The following is a 20,956-nucleotide window of genomic DNA, read 5'->3' on the forward strand; positions in this document are numbered from 1 at the left end:
TATTAAGTCCTATTAATATTAAATATTTGCTATTTTTAATAATACAATAGGTTCATTTAATTAAAAATAATACTAGAATTTGTAGATAATTCCCTATGTTAATAATATCAGAAAAAATATAATAGAGAAAATAATGAAATATGTAAGCGTGTAAATAATTGAGGGGGCCGTGTATGGAAAATATAGAAGCACAAATCGAAAGTTCAGCAACAAATAAATTCGCTAGTTGGAAATTTGTGTTGTTTAGTTTATGTGGGGTTTTTTCCTTTTTTGTTCCAATGACAATTTATGGAAAAACATCTATTTTGCTTGATCATATCGTAAGCGCTATTGAATCACTTCCGAATCTATTTATCCATAGTTATATTATTTTAATTCTATTTCTCGGGGCAGTTTATCCAATCATGAAGAAAACTTGGAGCTATAGCTTTATTGATGTCATGTTTACTTTGTTTAAAATTGCTGGTTTTATATTTGGAGCGATGCTTATTTTTAATGTAGGACCAGCTTGGCTGTTTGAACCTAACTTAGGGCCATTTTTATTAGAAAAACTAATTATCCCTGTAGGAATTTTGATTCCAATCGGAGCGATGTTTTTAGCCTTGTTAGTCAGCTATGGACTTTTAGAGTTTATTGGTATTTTTATGCAAGCGATTATGAGACCGGTTTTTAAAACTCCGGGCCGTTCTGCAATTGATGCTGTGGCATCATTTGTAGGCAGCTATTCCATTGGGTTGTTAGTAACGAATAGAGTATTTACTCAAGGAAAGTATACGATTCGCGAAGCAGCAATTATTGCAACTGGTTTTTCTACCGTCTCTGTGACATTTATGATTGTAATTGCCAACACATTGGATTTGATGAATCATTGGAATTTGTACTTTTGGCTATCGTTAATTATTACTTTTGTTGTAACGGCAATTACAGTAAGGATTTGGCCTTTAAAAAATATGAAGGACACATATATTTCAGGAAAAGGGGATCCAGAAGTAATTATTAAAAAAAATAGATTACGGTATGCATGGAAGGAAGGAGTTTACGCTGCAGATCAAGCACCTAAATTCATAGTAAACATAGCTTCTCATTTAAAAGAAGGCCTTATTATGACAATGAATACATTACCTTCCATTATGTCTGTTGGCTTATTAGGTCTCCTTTTAGCCTACTATACTCCTTTATTTGACTGGGTAGCATATATTTTTCTGCCTGTTACATGGGTTCTTCAAGCACCAGAAACTTTATTAACCGCTAAGGCTGCTGCTATATCAATTTCGGAAATTTTTCTGCCTTCTTTAATCGTCGTAGAAACAGAGCTTGCTACTCGTTTTATAGTTGCTGTATTGTCCGTATCATCTATTTTATTTTTCTCGGCAGTAATACCTGTCATTATATCGACTGATATTCCAATCCCGATATCAAAGCTGGTCATTATTTGGTTCCAAAGAGTTGTACTTACATTAATAATCATCATACCGCTAGCTAAATTGCTATTTTAAGAAGGAGGAATGGTTGTTATGAAACCATTAGAAGGAATAAAAGTTTTAGATTTTACGAGAGTATTAGCTGGTCCGTTCACGACAAAAATATTAGTCGATTTTGGTGCTGAGGTTATCAAAATAGAAAAAACTGGTTCAGGAGACGATACGCGTTCTTTCGGACCTTTCCAAAATGGAGTGAGTGGCTATTTTGTTTATTTAAATGCCGGTAAGAAGAGCGTTGAACTAAACTTAAAAGAAGAAACCTCCATTCAATTAATCAAGAACATGGTTAAAGATGTAGATGTTATCATTGAAAATTTTCGACCTGGGATCATGAAAAAGTTTGGGTTAGATTATGAATCGATAAGACAATTAAAACCCGATATGATTTATGCGTCTATTTCTGGGTTCGGCCAAGAAGGGATTTGGAGTGAAAAACCTGCGTATGACCTTATTGCTCAGGCTATAGGGGGGATAATGAGTATTAATGGTTATCATGATTTTCCACCAACCAGGGTGGGCGCCTCTTTAGGAGATACTAGTGCAGGGCTAAATGCTGCCATTGGGATTATTACTGCATTGTTCCATCGTGAGCGTACAGGAGAAGGGCAGTACGTCGATGTAGCGATGGTTGATTCGATTTATGCTCTACTCGAAAGTAATATTATGCGGTATACCGTGAAAGGAGCAATTCCGGAGAGAATTGGCAACAGGCATCCAATTAGTGCACCATTTGATGTTTATCAAACGAAAAATGGCTATTTAGCAATTGCTATTGCGAATGATTCGCTGTTTAAAAGATTTAGTCTAATCATAGACAGACAAGATATGTTATCTGATGAACGTTTTTATACGGATCGTAACAGACAATTGAATCAAAAAGCGTTAAAAGTAGAAATTGAAAATTGGTTGTCTAAATATACGAAAGAAGAAGCGATGATGTTACTAGAAAAAGGTGGAATACCTTGTTCGGTTATTTATAACATCCAAGAAATCTCCGAGAGTGAATATATAAAAGAGAGGAATATGCTTGTAGATGTAGATCAAGCGGAGGGTGGTCGGTTTAAAATTCCCGGCAATCCTATTAAGCTTTCGAGCGTAGAGCAAACAACAACAGATCCGGCGCCAAAACTTGGAGAACATACTGAAGACATTATAAAAAAATATAAGGAGAAGATTCGATGAATTTTGCATATACAGAGGAGCAGGTGAGTGTCCGTAACATGGTGAGAGATTATGCCAAAGATGTACTGGCACCGCGAGCAAAGGAACTGGATGAAAAAAATGAATTCCCCATAGAGCATGTGAAAACAATGGGGGAATTAGGGTTATTGGGCATAGCATATCCAGAAGAATACGGTGGCGTAGGAGCTGATTCAGTAACTGAGGCAATTGCAGTTGAGGAGATAACCCATGGGTGTGCAGCTACAGGATCCATTTTGACTGCGCATTATTTAGGAATTGATGGTCTATTTTTAGCAGCGACAGCTGAACAAAAGAAGAAATTTTTATTTCCAGGATGCACAGGAGAAAAGCTGTTTGCTTTTGGTTTGACTGAACCAATTGGCGGAACGGATGTAGGATCAATGAAAACGACAGCAGTGAGGGAAGGCGATGAATATGTTTTAAATGGTATGAAGCATTTTATTACGAATGGCAGATATGCTGATTTTATTGTCGTTTATGCGAAAACGGATACTTCGAAAGGAAATAAAGGTATAAGTGCTTTTATCGTAGAAAACGGTGTAGAAGGGCTTTCTTTTGGAGCTGAAGATGACAAGATGGGGATAAGAGGAGCACGAACAGATGAATTGATCTTTGAAAATTGCCGTATTCCAAAAGAAAATCTAATAGGAAACGAGGGAGATGGATTTAAGCTAGCCATGCAGGTTGTGGACAGGGGCAGAATTGGAATTGCGGCAATGGCAGTGGGACTGTCTCAAGCTGCTTTAGATGCTGCTGTTCAGTATGCGAAAGAAAGACCGGCGTTTGGCAAGCCAATTGCTGAATATCAAGGTTTGCAATGGATGATGGCAGAAATGAAGGCTGAGTTGGAAGTGTCACGTATGTATACGTATTATGCAGCTTCATTAAAGGACAGGGGAGGAAGAATATCTGAAGAAGCAGCAATTGCTAAATTAATTACCTCTGAGGCAAGTCAAAGAATTGTGCACAAAGCAGTTCAAATTCATGGAGGTTATGGATATATGAAGGAATTTCCAGTAGAAAGATTTTACCGTGATCAGCGCATTTTAGAAATATTTGAAGGAACATCGCAAATTCAAAAGATCGTTATAGCTAGCCACTTATTAAAATAAAAAGAATTAGTTTGCTTATATACGATATTTGCTGGATATCTAGAATATTTATTTAAATATGAATACGAATAAAACCGCTATAAATTGTTTGATGTAGAATGCTTGTTGTAAGAGGAATGACGATTAGTTAAGTTAATTTGTCCACGTTTTGCCTTGAGCGAATAACTATATATGAATCTTCTTATATTATTTGTACTACAATTTTAAGAAATTCATTTCATTTTTGGTATTAACAATTTATCTCGCATCTAAGGCAACGTAAGACTCCCACTTCAAGAATACGAAGAGTTCTAAATGTGAGATAAGATAACGCCCCGTTGATTCGGGACGACAGTGACACATCGTGATTTTTTAACGACGCCTGAGATTATAGCCTTTGTTCTGATTGCTATCAGTAGGAGATAATGGAAAAAGCCCTACTGAATGAAGTTTCACTTTATCCCGCATGTAAGGTGCCGTAAGTCTCCCACATTAAGATCCTGAGTTGGTACAAAAAGGTCTAAGTGGTAGAAAACGGCACCTAAATGCCCGATTCGTTCAACTAACATTCCGTGTAAAAAGGCGTTCCACGGAATGAAGTTTCACTTTATCCCGCATGTAAGGTGCCGTAAGTCTCCCACATTAAGATCCTGAGTTGGTACAAAAAGGTCTAAGTGGTAGAAAACGGCACCTAAATGCCCGATTCGTTCAACTAACATTCCGTGTAAAAAGCGTTCCACGGAATGAAGTTTCACTTATTATGAGGGGAGTTTTTTTTATGAAAACAAATCAAATGATCAAAGCACCAACAGGTACAAACTTAACCTGTAAAGGCTGGCAACAGGAAGCTGCCATGAGAATGCTGATGAATAATTTAGATCCGCAAGTTGCAGAAAATCCAAATGAATTAGTTGTGTATGGAGGAATTGGCAAAGCTGCAAGGAATTGGGAATCTTTTCATAAAATAATAGAGACATTGAAAAATTTAGAAAATGATGAGACGCTAATTGTGCAATCAGGTAAACCAGTAGCTGTTTTTAGAACACATGAACATGCGCCTCGAGTATTAATCGCAAATTCGAATATTGTTCCGGCATGGGCGAAGTGGGATCACTTTTACAAACTGGAAAGTGAAGGCTTAATGATGTATGGGCAGATGACAGCTGGAAGCTGGATATATATTGGCGCTCAAGGTATTTTGCAAGGAACCTACTTAAGTTTTGTAGAGGCAGGTAGGAAAGCATTTGGTACTACGGATTTAGCCGGCCGGTTAATTTTAACTGGAGGAATGGGTGGCATGAGTGGAGCACAGCCGTTGGCGGGAAAAATGGCTGGCGCAGTAACGCTTGTAGTTGAGGTAGAACAAAAGCGAATTGAGAGAAAAATAACGGAGGGATATTGTGATTATTTAGCTACAGATTTGGATGAGGCATTGCAATTGGCTAGAGAATTTCAACATAAAAAAGAAGCAGTATCGATTGGTCTTGTTGGTAATTGTGCAGATATTTATCCAGCTATTTATCAAAAAGGGATAATCCCTGCTATCGTAACAGATCAGACAAGTGCTCATGACCCGTTAAATGGATATGTTCCCAATGGAATGAGCTTTGAAGAGGCTCTCATATTGAGAAAAACAGACCCAAAAGCTTATGAGGAAAAAGCGAAAGCGGCTATGGCTATTCATGTTCAAGCCATGCTCGATTTCCAAGCAGCTGGAGCGGAAGTTTTTGATTATGGTAACAATATTCGGGCTTATGCGAAGGAAATGGGCGTAAAAAATGCCTTTGGTTTTCCTGGTTTTGTACCAGCCTATATACGTCCATTATTTTGTGAAGGGAAGGGGCCTTTTCGATGGGCGGCTCTTTCTGGAGACCCGGAGGATATTTACCAAACAGACCGTTTAGTAACAGAGATGTTTGCAGCGGATGAATCTTTAGTCAATTGGATTGATATGGCGCAAAAAATGATCAAGTGGCAAGGATTTCCTGCGCGTATTTGCTGGTTAGGGTATGGTGATCGTCACCGTTTTGCGTTGGAAGTAAATAAACTTGTTGCTTCTGGGGTTATTAAAGCTCCAATTGTTTTCGGGCGAGATCATCTTGATTCAGGCTCTGTCGCTTCTCCAAATCGAGAAACGGAAGGGATGAAGGATGGCAGTGATGCTGTTTCGGATTGGCCGATATTAAATGCACTTGTCAATACAGCAGGAGGAGCAAGTTGGGTAAGTGTTCACCACGGAGGCGGTGTAGGAATGGGGTATTCCCAGCATGCCGGTCAAGTGATTGTTGCCGATGGAACGAATGAAGCAGCAGAAAAAATAAATCGAGTTTTGATTACTGATCCCGGTATGGGAGTTGCACGTCATGTAGATGCTGGCTACGAAATTGCGATAGAAACAGCAAAAAAGAAGGGGATTCATATTCCCATGATGGAATAGGATGTTAACTTGCTTCTTATCGTATCTAAGCTTCCATAGGTCTAGCACATGAAATGGTTTATTTGTATAAACAAGCAGGCGAGTACAAAAAAATTTCAACACAGTATGCAAAAGGACGCCATTTGCTTTAGATAGTAAATCATAATTAGGAATAAGGTGGTTTTATTATGTATACTCCAGCCGAAAAGCAACTATGGTCGGGTAGGATAGATCATGAAACGGACCCAGCTAATTTTCGATTTCATCAAGTTGTCCAATTAAAAAATATCGATGAATGGAAGGAATACAATGAGCTACAAAGGGAATTTTCCCTTATTGGCTTTGTTTCGGATGAGGGGGTTAGACGAAATAAGGGACGGCAAGGTGCAGCAAAAGCTCCAAATAAAATTCGTTCGATGTTAGCTAACTTACCTTACCACATAAACAATTTGGGATTCATAGATGTTGGTAATGTAAATTGCATGAATCAGGATTTAGAAGCAGCACAAGTAGAACTTGGAAACTATATTGACCAATTATTGCAACAACATTGCACTCCTGTCATTGTTGGAGGAGGTCATGAAACTTTATTTGGTCATTATTTAGGTGTACGTGAGTATATAAAAGAAGATGCTAAGTTAGGTATTATTAATATCGATGCCCATTTTGATTTGCGAAATGATGATCCTCCTTCTTCTGGTACGATGTTTAGACAAATTTTGGAACATGATAAGCAGGCAGGTTATTTATGTTTAGGTATTCAGCCATGGGGAAATACAGCTGCGCTTTTTCAAGACGCAGCCCAATATGGTTGTAAGTATATTCTCGCCGAAAATGTAACAACGGATGACAAAACGTATCAAGTTATTGATTCATTTGCCAAGCAATATGATTATATTATGTTAACAATATGTATGGATGTATTCGCCTTTTCTTCAGCACCAGGTGTTAGTGCTCCAAGCCCATTTGGACTGGAACCAAAAACAGTTCGTGATTTAATCCGTTTTATAACAGGCCAGCCGAATTTACTTAGCTTTGATATTTCTGAGGTAAACCCTGAATTCGACGAAAATGATAAGACAGTTAGGCTGGCCGCTTATTTAATCGCTGAAGCGATGCAGGGAATTAGTAAGCAAAAGCTATGATTCATGCTAAAAATAAAGGAGCGTAATAACATGACGAATATATTATTTATCAAACATGCAGCCCAGTTAATTACGATGCGTGGACATACAGAAAGACCGGCAAAAGGATCAGCTATGCGAGAGTTAAGTATTATTGAGGATGGCAGCATACTTTCGCATGATGGAAAAATAGTTGCTGTTGGAAAAACTGCAGAAATACAAAAAAACTATCCTGAACTGATTGAAAATGCAACCGAAGTTGATGCAACTAATAAAATAGTAACACCTGGTTTAATTGATCCTCATACACATTTAGTACATGCAGGGACAAGAGAGAATGAATATGCTATGCGATTAAATGGAAAAACGTATATGGATATTATGAATGCTGGAGGCGGCATTCATGCGACAACAAGAGCGACCCAAATGGCAGGCTTTGCACAACTATATGAAGAATCAAGAAAAAGGCTGGATACATTTTTATTGCATGGGGTAACTACAATCGAAGCGAAAAGTGGTTATGGACTAACAACTGAGCATGAAATAAAACAATTAGAAGTAGCAAAAAAATTACATGAAGATCATGCAGTAGACGTCGTGTCGACGTTTATGGGAGCACATGCCATCCCTGTATCGGACAAAGATGACCCTGAAGTTTTTGTCGATAAGGTAATCCATGAAATGCTTCCTGAAGTAGCTAAGCGAAAGCTTGCAAAATTTAACGATGTTTTTTGTGAACGAGGAGTCTTTACACCAGAGCAATCTAAACGTATTTTGGAAGCTGGCAAAAAATATGGACTGATTCCTAAAATTCATGCTGATGAAATTGAACCATATGGTGGGGCTGAAATTGCAGCTGAAGTTAGTGCTATTTCTGCAGATCATCTGTTAAAGGCATCAGAGAAAGGTATCCAACAGATGGCAGATAAAGAGGTGATTGGTGTTTTACTTCCGGGAACTGCATTTTTCCTTATGGCTGAATACGCAGAAGCACGAAAAATGATCGATAATGGTGTTGCTGTTGCATTATCAACCGATGCAAATCCAGGTTCGTCTCCGACGCTGTCATTACCGTTTATTATGAATTTAGGCTGTTTAAACATGGGAATGACACCGGAAGAAGTTTTAATAGCTACAACAATTAATGCAGCGCATGCCATTGATTATGCTCAAGAAGTTGGTAGTCTCGAAGTCGGGAAAAAAGCAGATATTACCATATTTAATGTTCCTAACTATTTAACTTTATCCTATCAATATGGTATGAACCATGTAGATACAGTAATTAAAAATGGTTGTGTAGTAGTAAAAAATAGACAGCTAGTGAAGCAACAAAACGAAAGTAAAGTCTAAAAAAGCAAGATTGATGGAGTTTGAAAAGAGTTCGTAATCGTTCAAGAAACAAATATGATCGGGTATTGTTTTAGTAAGAATAAATTCAGTCAAGCTGCATATATAATGATGTGATTGTATCTCTCAGTTCGTTTGTAGACAATTGACGAAGATGCTTTCATATACGTATACTACAATTAGTTATTAGTTTATTAGAAATTGCAGAGTAGGGGCTGAAGCAATGACCAAAAGGCGGATTGGTAAGATCGCTATTTTATTTGCCATGCTTAACGAACAGGAGCGTGTAGCTTTCCCTAAACTATTTCAAGAGGTACAAATTTGTGAGGGGAAGGTTGGGTCAATGGATATGCAAAAGGTTATTTCAGCTGTAGAAACTGCTGTAAAGCGCAGTGGGCTGATTAACGAAGGGATTTATCGAGAAACCCACGCACTTTATCATGCTATTTTGGAAGCGCTTGAAGGCGTGATGAGAGGACAGTGGGCAATTGGTGATATGATGCGTACAGTAGGCCTTCGCTTTGCTGTTGTACGTGGAAAACCTTATTCTAATGAAGCAGAAGGTGAGTGGTTAGCGGTTGCATTTTATGGAACAATTGGAGCTCCAATAAAGGGACTGGAACATGAAGCTATAGGTTTAGGTGTCAATCATATTTAAATCATTACCTATCGATATTAGTCAATAGGAGGTGATGATGGCTATTTTGTATGCCATTATTGCCTCCTTTTTAAATGTTTAGGTAACGATATTTGTTTTTACATGGTAGTTATTTTTTGCACTATAGGAAAATATAAAACTTTAGGCTTTATAGTATAAGAAAAACTACATCTTTCGCTAAAGACTTGGCGATAAGCCAAGTTTTTCTAAAAAGTAGCTTTGTCCTGGCTTATCCGCTTTTGTTCTACTATACAAAAGGATAAAATTTTAGGGTTTATAGTATAAGAAAAACTACATCTTTCGCTAAGACCTGGCGACAAGCCAAGTTCTTCTAAACGAAAAATTACAATGGTAAGGGGGAGACTTATGGTTGAATTAACAGGATCTTCTTTAACGATGCAACAAATTGCTAGGGTTTGTCTAAAAAAAGAAGGGCTGACTATTTCTCAACAAAGTATGAATCGAGTCAGGAAGAGCAGAGCCGCTGTTGAAGGAATCGTTTCAGATAAACAAACGATCTATGGGATAAATACAGGCTTTGGCAAGTTTAGTGATGTTATCATCAATAATGAAAATGTCGCTGAACTTCAGCTTCATCTTATTCGTTCACACGCATGTGGTGTAGGCGAGCCATTTTCGGAGTTGGTCTCAAGAGCAATGCTGCTGTTACGGCTAAATGCGCTTATTAAAGGGTATTCAGGTGTTCGTCCAGAGCTTATAGAACTATTAATGGAATTGATTAATAAACAGATTCATCCTGTTATTCCTCAGCAAGGATCTTTAGGGGCATCAGGTGATTTAGCTCCATTAGCTCATTTAGCATTAGTAATGATTGGAGAAGGAAAGGTATTCGGATCATCAGGGGAACATATAGATACAGAAAAAGTTTTCAACGAAAAAGGGATCAAACCAATTGTATTACAGGCTAAGGAAGGACTCGCTTTAATAAACGGAACACAGGCTATGGTTGCTGTAGGGGTTATCAGTTATTTAGAAGCAGAAAGGCTTGCTTGTGACAGTGAATGGATTGCATCTATGACGATGGAGGGGCTTGAAGGAATTATTGATGCATTTCACCCTGCAGTTCATGAAGCAAGGGGATACCCACAACAAATAGCTGTAGCAAAACGGATGATAAAATGGTTAGAAGGAAGTCAATTGGTTGCACATCAAGGAGAAAAACGGGTACAAGACGCATATGCATTACGCTGTATCCCACAGGTACACGGAGCTATCTGGCAAGTACTCGATTATGTTAAAGAAAAGTTAGAGATAGAGGCTAATGCTGCAACAGATAACCCGTTAATTTTACGAGACGGAGAATTGATTATATCTAGTGGTAATTTTCATGGAGAGCCAATTGCTTTTGCAATGGACTTTTTGAAAATTGCAATGGCAGAACTTGCAAATATTTCGGAACGCAGAGTGGAGAGACTAGTAAATCCACATTTAAATGATTTACCTCCATTCTTAAGCCCGGCACCAGGATTACAATCTGGCGCTATGATTATGCAATATGTAGCAGCATCCCTTGTATCGGAGAATAAGACACTCGCCCACCCTGCAAGTGTTGATTCTATACCTTCTTCTGGAAATCAGGAAGATCATGTAAGCATGGGTACCATTGGTGCACGACATGCACATTTGATTATCCAAAATACAAGGCATGTTCTAGCTATCGAATGTATATGTGCCCTACAGGCTGTGGAATATAGAGGGATAGATAATATGTCACCAAAGCTAAAAAAGAAATGGATGGAGTTCCGTGAAATCGTACCAAGTATTACAACAGATAGAGTCTTCTCAAAAGATATTCAACAGGTCTCAACTTATTTAAGTAACTATTAAAAGCCCATTTAAATCCATCCGATTAATCAATAAAATACGAATTAATCCATGTGAAAGAATATTTCAAAAAGGTATAAATTTCACTTGATGAAACTTGACAATTACAAAAGTAATTATTAGAATTGTCAGTAATTATACTGGGGGTTCAATATGTAAAACTGGTAAATTTATATAGATAATCATATTATTGAAAACGTTTGCTTTATAAGGTGCTTCGTTTTTTACCCCCAGTATAAGTGTTAGTAAGGTGTCCAGACCATAATACTAGTCGAAGGAGAACTCGCTGACAGCAATGTTGGCAACATCTTTTTTAGAGGAGGATGGGAGATCTCAACTCATTAACCTATTGTATTATGTGAAAAACAGAATAGTTAAGGGTTGAGAGAGAGAGCAGTTTCTATTTATTTATCCAACTTAATGTATAAAGGAGCCTTGTAAATGTCAAATGCAACTGTGCAAAAAATGAAAGAATCGATGCGTTTACCTGTAATTATGGCACCAATGTTTTTAATTTCTAATCCAAAAATGGTTACAGCAGCCTGTTCCTCTGGAATCATTGGAACATTCCCGGCATTAAATGCAAGAACAGGAGAAGTGTTAGAAGAATGGATGGCACAAATCAATGCAGAGCTAGAGAAAATAAAAAGAGAAAATCCCAATAAGCAGCTTGCTCCATGGGGAATAAATTTTATTACTCATCGCTCTAACAAGCGCTATACGGAGGATTTAAAACTGATTGAAAAATATAAGCCGCCAATCGTGATTACATCTTTAGGCGATCCTAGTCCTGTGGTAAAGATAGCCCATGAATATGGCGGCATCGTATTTTCTGATGTTATTGATATTAAATTTGCTAAAAAAGCAATCGAAAAAGGAACAGACGGGTTAGTATTGGTGGCCAGTGGTGCTGGCGGACATGCAGGTGTATTAAATCCGATTTCGTTTGTTCACGAAGTACGATCCTTCTTTTCCGGACCAATTATTTTAGCTGGGGGTATGTCAAAAGGAGAGGATATTTTAGCAGCTGAAATTCTAGGGACGGATTTTGTTTATATGGGTACGAGATTTATCCCGTCCATGGAGAGTTCAGCTACAAAAGAGTATAAACAGACGATTATTGATTCTTCCATTGAAGATATTATTTATACAGATGCTTTTAGCGGAATAAATGCAAATTATTTAATTCCCAGTATTGTAAAAGCCGGGTTAGACCCAACAAACTTAGAGAAAAAGCAAGAAATTGACTTTAATAAATTAAATACAGAAGTGAAAGCTTGGAAGGATATTTGGGGAGCAGGACAAGGAATTGGGCCTATTACTCATGTGCAATCAATAGAGAAGATCGTTGCTGAACTAGAGGAAGCTTATCAGCGTGCTCAGTTGAAAATAGTAAAACAACAGCATGCTTTTTCAAATAATTAATATTGATCAAACCAAAGGGGCAGATGGTATGTATTATCCACTTACACCAATAGATTGGAAACGAAGAGCAATGAAATATTATCCGAACAAAACAGCAGTTATCGATGAAGAAAAAACATTTACGTATAAGCAATTTGGAGAAAGAGTTGATCGACTATCGAGAGCATTAATGAAAGCAGGAATTAGAAAAGGGGATCATGTAGCAGTTATGCTTCCTAATACGCATTATATGCTGGAATGCTTTTATGGAATCTGTCAGATGGGCGCAGTAATGGTTCCGATGAATTATCGTATTTCATCAGCTGATATGGAATACATTATTAATCATAGTGATGCAAAACTATTAATTGTTGACGCAGCATTTACACCTTCCATTGAAGAGATTGCTGCTAATTTAAATCTGGAGGAAATAGTTATTGTAGCGGTTCCAGGTTATGAAAGCAAGATTCAAGGAATTGATTATGAAAACTTTATCAAGCATGTCGAGCCTGCTCAATTTTCACCAATGGAAATAAATGAAAATCAGCTTATAACAATCAATTACACAAGTGGAACAACATCAAAACCTAAAGGCGTTATGCAAACCCATCGTAGTAATTATTTAAATGCGGCAGATTTTATGTTTCATTTGCGTGTCCACCATGAGGATGTTTATCTGCATACACTTCCATTGTTTCATGTAAATGGGTGGGGAGGTATTTGGGCGATTACAGCTGTTGGTGGTGTTCATGTTTGTTTGCGGAAAGTAGACCCTAAAGTCATATTAGATTTATTTGAAAGACATCATATTTCACTTTTATGCGGAGCACCAATAGTCATTAATATGCTAGTAAATGACCCGAAAGTAAATGAAACTAATATTAAGGTTAAATCCAGGATGGCGATTGCTGGATCCCCTCCATCAGCGGCAGTAATTCAAAAGGCTCAAGAGCTGCTTGGGCTGGATATCATCCATATTTATGGACTTACCGAAACCTCACCATTTATTCTTTATAATGAATGGAAATCGGATTTTGATCAACTATTACCGGAAGAACAAGCAGCATTAAAAGCAAGACAAGGAATTGAACTTGCTTTTAATGGGGAAACGAAGGTTGTTGGTCAGGATGGGCAAGAGGTAGCTTGGAATGGTGAAGAACTTGGGGAAATTGTAACTCGAGGCAATGTCGTAATGAAAGGATATTATAAAGATGAAGAGCAAACGAAAGCTGCAATGAAGGATGGGTGGTTCTACACAGGTGACTTAGCAGTTACTCATCCGGACGGCTATATAGAAATTCGTGATCGAGCAAAGGATATCATTATTTCCGGAGGAGAAAACATATCCTCAACAGAAATTGAAGGGGTGTTATATAAACATCCGGCAGTTTTGGAGACGGCTGTTATAGCCATTCCCAATGATAGATGGGGGGAGGTACCGTTAGCAATTATTGTTTTAAAGCCGGGAAATACAGTAACGGAATCCGAAATTATAGCATTCTGCCGGGAGAATATGGCGCATTTTAAAGCGCCAAAGGCAGTTGAATTTGTTGAGGAACTTCCGAAGACTGCTACAGGGAAACTGCAAAAGTTTCGTTTAAGGAAGATGTATTGGGATAGCGAAAAACGTGTTAACTAATTCTTAGAAGGTATCACAAATGAATGATTTTTAAAGTTGCTAAGCCTTCCGTTCATGCTAATGGGAGGCTTATTTTCTTAACCACTAAAATGATTTAATCTAGAAAAGAAATCCAGTAAAAATTGATGAAATATCTCTTCGGTGGGTAATAGCTTACGATGTGTAGGTGTGATTACTCCAACAGTGCGAGTGATTGTATTGTTTGACAGTGGTATGTTTACAGTGGAACGGGGAACATTATCGATCACTGTAACTTCCGGCATCAATGCTACTCCCAGCCCAGCTGAAACTAATCCTTTTAGTGCATCTGTATCATCTCCTTCAAAACCAACCTTCGGAGTAAATCCATGTGAGGTACAGGCTTTTTCTACAATTTCTCTCAATATAAACCCCTTTGGAAGCATGATAAACGGATCATCCTTTAATTCTCTAAGCCCAATAGAAGGCTTGTTAGCAAGTGTATGATGAAGTGGTAAAAGAGCCACCAAATTTTCCGTGAATAGAATTTTTCGTCTAAATTTTTCGTCTGCCTTAGGTAATGGACCTAATAATGCCAAATTGAAATCGCCATCAATTACTCCTTGGATTAAATCTGGATAAAGTGCTTGTTTTAACTGAAATTTTACTTCAGGATAGTAAACACGGAATGCGTGAATGGCTGTGGGTATCGTGTGGGAAGCCAGACTGATAGGGTATGCGATTCGAATCGTTCCCTTTTTCGGATCTAAATATTCTTCTACTTCTCTTGTTGCGTCATCAATAACATTCATTGCTTGCTTCATTCGTTTAAAGAAGATTTTTCCTACCGGTGTTAATTTAACCCTTCTGCTTTCTCGGATAAATAAATCAGCACCTAATTCATTTTCTAAATTGGCAATTTGTCTACTAACAGAGGATTGGGCAACATGCAGTGCATTTGCGGCTTCTGTAACGTGTTCTCTTGTAGCAACTTCCATAAAATAACGTATTTGGCGAATCTCCATTTTCTCCTCTCCTTTCCTAATCATGCGTTTAACGCATTAACTCTATCGTTTCTTTATATTGATTCGATACTTTGTTTAATTATAAAATATTCTTTAATAGGAAATCCACTAAATTTTAATTGTTCGCTAAATATTTTCATTATTTAAATGACACAAAAGGGATGACGGAAAATGAAAACTGTTGAAAAAATGGAGTTCACCTATCTGCAACAGGCAAAGGATTATGTAGATGAAGTATATGAAATGGTTAAGAAGCGTAATCCTGATCAGGTAGAGTTTCAACAAGCAGTTAAAGAAGTGTTTGATTCTCTTATACCTGTTTTAGCTAAGCATCCAAATTATATGCAACAAGCAATTCTTGAACGTATGGTAGAGCCGGAAAGAACGATTACATTTCGTGTTCCTTGGGTGGATGATAAAGGAAAGGTACGGGTAAATCGTGGCTATCGTGTGCAATTTAGTAGTGCACTTGGCCCATATAAAGGTGGTATAAGATTCCATCCAACTGTAAATGAGAGCATTATTAAATTTTTGGGCTTTGAGCAAACATTTAAGAATTCTTTGACCGGTCAACCAATTGGCGGAGCAAAAGGTGGAGCGGATTTTGACCCAAAAGGGAAATCGGAAATGGAAATTATGCGCTTTACGCAGAGTTTTATGACAGAGCTTAGCAAACATATTGGTCCAGATCTAGATGTGCCAGCTGGTGATATCGGTGTTGGTGCTAGGGAAATAGGCTATATGTTTGGTCAGTATAAAAAGCTTTGTAGAGCCTATGAAGCAGGAGTCTTAACAGGAAAAGGAATTGGATATGGCGGCAGCTTAGCTCGTAAAGAAGCAACAGGTTATGGAACTGCTTATTTTATGGATGCCATGTTCAAAGACAACGGATTAAGCTTAGATGGATGTAAAGTGATTGTATCAGGTTCAGGAAATGTTTCGATTCATGCAATGGAAAAAATGGCGGAATTAGGTGCGAATGTTATTGCCTGCAGTGACTCGGATGGATATATCTATGATGAAAATGGTATCAACTTGGAGACTGTTAAACGTTTAAAAGAGGAAGAACAAGGAAGAATTAGAGAATACATTAAAGAGCACCCTCATGCTATGTTTAAAGAAGGCTGCTCCGGCATCTGGGAAATACCATGTGATATTGCACTTCCTTGTGCTACTCAGAACGAAATAGATGACAGTGCAGCAAGGCTCCTGGTTGCGAATGGTGTTAAGGCTGTCGGTGAAGGTGCAAACATGCCTACAACTCTAGAAGCTATTGAGATTTTCTTGGAAAATAATATTTTATTTGCTCCGGCAAAAGCCGTGAACGCTGGAGGAGTAGCTGTCTCCGCTTTGGAGATGGCACAAAATAGCGCGCGTTTAGCTTGGTCCTTTGAAGAGGTAGATAGTAAGCTGTATGAGATTATGAATAATATCTACTCTACTTCTACCAAAGCAGCAGAAGATTATGGGCAACCTGGAAATCTAGTACTTGGTGCAAATATCGCTGGATTTATAAAAGTCGCAGATGCGATGATTGCTCAGGGCATTATTTAAGCTTGACATTTTTTATCCCGCATGTAAGGTGCCGTAAGACTCCCACTTCAAGACCTGAGCTGATACAAAAGGAGCTAAGTGTGAGAAAACGGCACCTAAATGCCCGATTCGTTCAAGGGCCTTTAGGTCATACCCTTGTGGTACTAACATTTCTTTGGAAAAAACATTCCAAGAAATGAAGTTTCACTTTATCCCGCATGTAAGGTGCCGTAAGACTCCCACTTCAAGACCTGAGCTGATACAAAAGGGTCTAAGTGTGAGAAAACGGCACCTAAATGCCCGATTCGTTCAAGGGCCTTTAGGTCATACCCTTGTGGTACTAACATTTCTTTGGAAAAAGCATTCCAAGAAATGAAGTTTCACTTTATTGAACGATTGTGGTTATTTTTGGTAAATAAATAATCTAGTATAAAACAAGGATCTTTTAAAGGTCCTTGTTTATTTATACTATTGAGAGTTTATCCATTCTTACAATGGGATACCTTTTTTCGCACTATAGGAAAGTATAAAACTTTATGGTTTATAGAATAAGAAAAACGATAGCTTTCGCCATAAAGACTTGACGACAAGCCAAGTTTTTCTAATAAGTAGCTTTTGTAGTCTAGCTTAAGCTCTCAAGTTGTAGCAAACTTCAATCTTCTTCCTACGATAAGTCAACATCGTCTCGAATCTAAAGGAAGGCCGTTTAAAAGCGGGCCTGCCTCTCAGGCGTCGGCATCTACCTGTTTTAGAGGCATGTTTCCTTTATCCCGGATGCTAGTTAACTGCTTTGCAAAATGTTCCCTTGATTAAACGAGTATTTCGTGAGAAGAACATTTTAGAAAAAATTTCACGTATGTTATTTTATTTTTTTTCAGATTATATTATGATATTCATTAAATACAAAAAAGGAGACTGATTGCGTGGACAAATTATTTAGTCAGTTGGATGCTGTTTATAATGAAATGGTAGAAATTCGCCGTTATCTTCACCAGTATCCGGAACTATCATTTCAAGAAACAAAAACAGCTGCCTATATTGCAGATTATCATACTGCATTGGGTCATAAAGTCAAAACAAATGTTGGTGGAAATGGTGTTTTAGCTTATTTAAAAGGAGACAGACCAGGTCCGACGATTGCTTTACGGGCAGACTTTGATGCGTTACCCATTCAGGAAAAAACGGATGTCCCATACAAATCAAAAAATGACGGTGTTATGCACGCATGTGGTCATGATGGACATACTGCTACATTGTTAGGACTTGCTAAAGTATTAAATGGAATGCAGGAGGAATTAGTAGGAACGATTGTTTTTCTGCATCAGCATGCTGAAGAACTTCCACCTGGGGGCGCTATTTCAATGATCGAAGCTGGTTGCTTAGATGGCGTCGATGTTATCTTTGGAACACATTTACAGGCACAATTACCACTTGGAACCATTGTTTACCGAACTGGAGCTTTGCAAGCTGCAGCAGATCGATTTGATATTATGATTAAAGGTGCCGGAGGGCATGGAGCTGCTCCGCATCATACAATAGATAGCATTATTGTTGGTAGTCAACTGATTAATAGCCTTCAGCAAATTGTTAGTAGAAAGGTAGATCCACTTGATGCAGCAGTCGTTTCGGTTTGTAATTTTATTGCTAAGAATCCCTATAATGTTATTGCTGATACTGCTCAATTAACAGGAACGGTTCGAACATTGAATGAAGAAACACGCAATTCCATTGAAGAAGAAATGGAACGCATTGTTAAAGGGACATGTGAAGCTTCCGGGGCTGATTATGAATTTACGTATTCTAGAGGCTATCCTACGCTCGTTAATCATCAAAGGGAAACGGAATTTGTTGCAAATATCGCAAAACAAGTTCCTGATATAAAAGAAGTTACGGAAACGCCTCCAGTGATGAGTGGGGAGGACTATGCTTATTACTTACAACATGTAAAGGGGACATTTTTCTTTACTGGTGCGAAGAACCCCAGCATAGATAAAGCATTTCCACATCACCATCCTAAATTTGATTTCGATGAACGAGCATTGTTAAATGCTGCTAAAGTATTGGGGGCTGCTACATTACAATACATGCAACAAAATTCATAGCTGGAAATTCGATAGGATCTTGGATTAGGCTCTTATCGAGTCATTTAAGGAGGCAAACGAGTATGAGTCAGCAAGCGGTTAATTTATGGAAAGATTGGCGTTTACATGTTCTTGTATTAGGAATTGTCATGTTTACGGAGTTTATTGGTACCTATGAAGTTAAATTAGGTGTAGGTGTCGTTTTACTTTTACCCATGCTTTATGCTGTCATCATTGGGGTTGTTTTATTTTTTACACCGTTGATTAAGGAAAAACAGTCAAAAAATGCAGAAGCGCTTGTGTTTATATCCGTTACTTTACTGATTGCCAAATTTGGTGTACAAGCTGGTCCGGCAATACCGCAATTGGTTGATGCAGGATGGGCTTTAGTGTTACAGGAATTAGGAAATTTAGGAACTGTGCTTTTGGCATTACCGCTGGCAATTATTTTAGGATTGAAACGTGAAAGTGTGGGGATGACCCATTCTATCGGCAGAGAGCCAAATCTTGCTCTAATTACAGATAAGTATGGTCTGTCTTCTCCAGAAGGAAGAGGAGTTATGGCAATGTACATATTTGGTACCGTCTTTGGCTCGATTTTTTTGGGGGCGGCCTCAGGATTCTTGGCTTCAATTATTCCGTTTCATCCATATTCTTTTGCGATGGCGACGGGGATTGGTAGTGGTAGTATGACGGCTGCTTCTTTGGGGCCGCTCCTTGCTGCTTATCCTGATATGGCTGATAACCTTACTGCCTTCTCAGGAGCTAGTAATTTGCTAACGTCTGTTACAGGCTTATATGCTAGTATCTTTATTGGCTTGCCACTTACGGAGAAATTATATCAAGTTATGACACGAAAAAAATATGAACAATCAAAATCAAAGGCGGTGTAGCGGATGCTAAAAAATATTCAAGAGTGGGTACTCTTATTTGTTATTATTGGCCTAATGGTTGTTATTGGCAATTGGATTGGTTATGACGTTATGCCACTAGCATCGCTTCCGGGAGTAATCGTATTAATAATGATCAGTCTGGCAGGAGTGATGATACATCATATGATTCCTTACAAGAAGATTCCGAGTATTGCATATATTGGGATTCTCGCATTTATCCTAACCATTCCTGGGGTTCCTGGTTCAGAACAAATAGTTGCTTGGACATCAGAGGTAAACTTACTTGCGATTACGACACCAATTCTTGCTTATGCGGGTATTTCTATTGGCAGATCATGGACAGATTTTGTCAAGTTAGGTTGGAGAACTATTATCGTTGGAATATTCGTATTGACGGGAACATATTTGGGTTCGGCTCTAGTAGCAGAAATTGCTTTACGTATTCAAGGAGTTATCTAGTCAGTTTTTTCTCTCAGGTGGAAAAAACTGTGAATTTTAGGTGGACAGCCATGAGATTGAAAAAGCCTCATGGTTAGTTACCTTTTGTTGTCTAGGAAATTATATTCATTTCTACATGGTAGATATTTTTTTCTACGATCAGTCAACATTGGTTCGAATTTAAAGGAAGGCCGACTAAAAGCGGGCTTACCACTCAGGTGTCGGCATACCCCTGTTTTAGAGGCATCCCGGATGTAGGGAGTCGTACTTCTCTCATTTAAAAATTTTGCTTATTATTTTGCAATCTTGATGAGAGAAGCGGTTCCTAAATCCCCGAATCATTCAGATCGAAAGGACAAGGAAAGCTACGACAGCGATACATCGCGATTTTTCAAGGACAAGAAAGACTTCCTGAATAAGCAGCGCGGTTTTTCAAGGACAAAAGCACTCCCTTGAATAAAGTATTTTATCTCGTTAGAAGATCTCCAGTTTTTACGTCCTAACTGAGCATTTCTAGCTTTCGTTCATCATGCTAATGTGTATTTTTTATTTTTAGTTTTGTTTTACCTTTCCCATAATTACCCTCCTTCCGTTTTTAAACTTCCCCAATACTTTAAAAAGATGAACAAATTACGAGGCCGTTTGCGAATAAGAAATAATAATGCTATAATTCAGAAAAATGCTCTTTTTTTCCATTATTGAAACTGCATAGTAAATAGTAACGTAGTTTTTAATTATTGCATTCACTTACGAAGCACTCTAAGTGAATGTTTAACCAAAAATGAAAAGGGTTACATAAAATGCAGATATGTGTTGGAGT

At 38.1% G+C, this 20,956-nt stretch carries 15 protein-coding genes; 14 read left to right on the forward strand and 1 reads right to left on the reverse strand.

What is annotated here, in order from left to right:
* Positions 1 to 173: 173 nt before the first annotated feature.
* From KQI21_RS08785 to KQI21_RS08830, 10 genes are all read left to right on the forward strand, one after another.
* The gene (locus KQI21_RS08785) at positions 174 to 1,496 is read left to right on the forward strand and encodes a YjiH family protein (protein ID WP_216483820.1); all 1,323 of its coding nucleotides are present in this window, start codon (positions 174 to 176) and stop codon (positions 1,494 to 1,496) included.
* Between the two features lie 18 nt (positions 1,497 to 1,514).
* Entirely contained in the window at positions 1,515 to 2,663 is a 1,149-nt protein-coding gene (locus KQI21_RS08790; RefSeq protein WP_253291371.1) for a CaiB/BaiF CoA transferase family protein, read from the forward strand.
* Complete coding sequence (locus KQI21_RS08795; RefSeq protein WP_216483822.1) at positions 2,660 to 3,796, forward strand: acyl-CoA dehydrogenase family protein; 1,137 nt, start codon at positions 2,660 to 2,662, stop codon at positions 3,794 to 3,796. The genes KQI21_RS08790 and KQI21_RS08795 overlap by 4 nt, the downstream gene beginning before the upstream one ends.
* Before the next feature lie 757 nt (positions 3,797 to 4,553).
* Positions 4,554 to 6,212, forward strand: coding sequence for a urocanate hydratase (gene hutU / locus KQI21_RS08800; RefSeq protein ID WP_216483823.1), 1,659 nt, complete (start codon positions 4,554 to 4,556; stop codon positions 6,210 to 6,212).
* A gap of 167 nt (positions 6,213 to 6,379) precedes the next feature.
* Positions 6,380 to 7,336 (forward strand): formimidoylglutamase, encoded by a 957-nt coding sequence (hutG, locus tag KQI21_RS08805; RefSeq protein WP_216483824.1) that lies wholly within the window; start codon positions 6,380 to 6,382, stop codon positions 7,334 to 7,336.
* Between the two features lie 30 nt (positions 7,337 to 7,366).
* A complete protein-coding gene (gene hutI / locus KQI21_RS08810; protein WP_216483825.1) occupies positions 7,367 to 8,665 on the forward strand; it encodes an imidazolonepropionase in 1,299 nt (432 codons plus the stop codon).
* A 220-nt stretch (positions 8,666 to 8,885) separates the two neighbouring features.
* Complete coding sequence (gene hutP, locus KQI21_RS08815; RefSeq protein WP_216483826.1) at positions 8,886 to 9,320, forward strand: histidine utilization transcription antiterminator HutP; 435 nt, start codon at positions 8,886 to 8,888, stop codon at positions 9,318 to 9,320.
* A gap of 366 nt (positions 9,321 to 9,686) precedes the next feature.
* Positions 9,687 to 11,168: a histidine ammonia-lyase gene (gene hutH / locus KQI21_RS08820; RefSeq protein ID WP_216483827.1), complete on the forward strand. Its 1,482-nt coding sequence runs from the start codon at positions 9,687 to 9,689 to the stop codon at positions 11,166 to 11,168.
* 438 nt (positions 11,169 to 11,606) lie between these two features.
* Positions 11,607 to 12,590, forward strand: a complete 984-nt coding sequence (locus KQI21_RS08825; protein WP_216483828.1) for an NAD(P)H-dependent flavin oxidoreductase — start codon at positions 11,607 to 11,609, stop codon at positions 12,588 to 12,590.
* A gap of 28 nt (positions 12,591 to 12,618) precedes the next feature.
* The gene (locus KQI21_RS08830) at positions 12,619 to 14,208 is read left to right on the forward strand and encodes a long-chain-fatty-acid--CoA ligase (RefSeq protein ID WP_216483829.1); all 1,590 of its coding nucleotides are present in this window, start codon (positions 12,619 to 12,621) and stop codon (positions 14,206 to 14,208) included.
* Between the two features lie 77 nt (positions 14,209 to 14,285).
* Here KQI21_RS08830 and gltC read toward each other — a convergent pair whose 3' ends face one another.
* On the reverse strand, positions 14,286 to 15,191 hold the full coding sequence (gene gltC / locus KQI21_RS08835; RefSeq protein WP_216483830.1) for a glutamate biosynthesis transcriptional regulator GltC: 906 nt from the start codon (positions 15,189 to 15,191) through the stop codon (positions 14,286 to 14,288).
* Between the two features lie 171 nt (positions 15,192 to 15,362).
* Here gltC and gdhA point away from each other — a divergent pair, with 171 nt between their 5' ends.
* The 4 genes from gdhA (at position 15,363) to KQI21_RS08855 (ending at position 20,157) form a co-directional block, all read left to right on the forward strand.
* Positions 15,363 to 16,745, forward strand: a complete 1,383-nt coding sequence (gene gdhA / locus KQI21_RS08840; RefSeq protein ID WP_216483831.1) for an NADP-specific glutamate dehydrogenase — start codon at positions 15,363 to 15,365, stop codon at positions 16,743 to 16,745.
* 902 nt (positions 16,746 to 17,647) lie between these two features.
* The gene (locus tag KQI21_RS08845; protein WP_309245530.1) at positions 17,648 to 18,826 is read left to right on the forward strand and encodes a M20 family metallopeptidase; all 1,179 of its coding nucleotides are present in this window, start codon (positions 17,648 to 17,650) and stop codon (positions 18,824 to 18,826) included.
* A 62-nt stretch (positions 18,827 to 18,888) separates the two neighbouring features.
* Positions 18,889 to 19,698, forward strand: a complete 810-nt coding sequence (locus KQI21_RS08850) for a DUF3100 domain-containing protein (RefSeq protein ID WP_216483832.1) — start codon at positions 18,889 to 18,891, stop codon at positions 19,696 to 19,698.
* Positions 19,699 to 19,701: 3 nt separating this feature from the next.
* Positions 19,702 to 20,157 (forward strand): hypothetical protein, encoded by a 456-nt coding sequence (locus KQI21_RS08855; protein ID WP_216483833.1) that lies wholly within the window; start codon positions 19,702 to 19,704, stop codon positions 20,155 to 20,157.
* The last annotated feature ends 799 nt before the right edge of the window (positions 20,158 to 20,956 follow it).

Source organism: Virgibacillus proomii, from assembly GCF_018916875.1.
Classification (GTDB): Bacteria; Bacillota; Bacilli; order Bacillales; family Amphibacillaceae; genus Virgibacillus; species Virgibacillus proomii_B.

Bases quoted from the DNA above. Each gene is read 5' to 3' on its own strand.
- gdhA (WP_216483831.1), top strand. From the start codon at position 15,363: ATGAAAACTGTTGAAAAAATGGAGTTCACCTATCTGCAACAGGCAAAG.
- KQI21_RS08795 (WP_216483822.1), top strand. From the start codon at position 2,660: ATGAATTTTGCATATACAGAGGAGCAGGTGAGTGTCCGTAACATGGTG.
- hutP (WP_216483826.1), top strand. From the start codon at position 8,886: ATGACCAAAAGGCGGATTGGTAAGATCGCTATTTTATTTGCCATGCTT.
- KQI21_RS08790 (WP_253291371.1), top strand. From the start codon at position 1,515: ATGAAACCATTAGAAGGAATAAAAGTTTTAGATTTTACGAGAGTATTA.
- gltC (WP_216483830.1), bottom strand. From the start codon at position 15,191: ATGGAGATTCGCCAAATACGTTATTTTATGGAAGTTGCTACAAGAGAA.
- hutG (WP_216483824.1), top strand. From the start codon at position 6,380: ATGTATACTCCAGCCGAAAAGCAACTATGGTCGGGTAGGATAGATCAT.
- KQI21_RS08825 (WP_216483828.1), top strand. From the start codon at position 11,607: ATGTCAAATGCAACTGTGCAAAAAATGAAAGAATCGATGCGTTTACCT.
- KQI21_RS08785 (WP_216483820.1), top strand. From the start codon at position 174: ATGGAAAATATAGAAGCACAAATCGAAAGTTCAGCAACAAATAAATTC.
- hutH (WP_216483827.1), top strand. From the start codon at position 9,687: ATGGTTGAATTAACAGGATCTTCTTTAACGATGCAACAAATTGCTAGG.
- hutU (WP_216483823.1), top strand. From the start codon at position 4,554: ATGAAAACAAATCAAATGATCAAAGCACCAACAGGTACAAACTTAACC.
- hutI (WP_216483825.1), top strand. From the start codon at position 7,367: ATGACGAATATATTATTTATCAAACATGCAGCCCAGTTAATTACGATG.
- KQI21_RS08830 (WP_216483829.1), top strand. From the start codon at position 12,619: ATGTATTATCCACTTACACCAATAGATTGGAAACGAAGAGCAATGAAA.
- KQI21_RS08855 (WP_216483833.1), top strand. From the start codon at position 19,702: ATGCTAAAAAATATTCAAGAGTGGGTACTCTTATTTGTTATTATTGGC.
- KQI21_RS08850 (WP_216483832.1), top strand. From the start codon at position 18,889: ATGAGTCAGCAAGCGGTTAATTTATGGAAAGATTGGCGTTTACATGTT.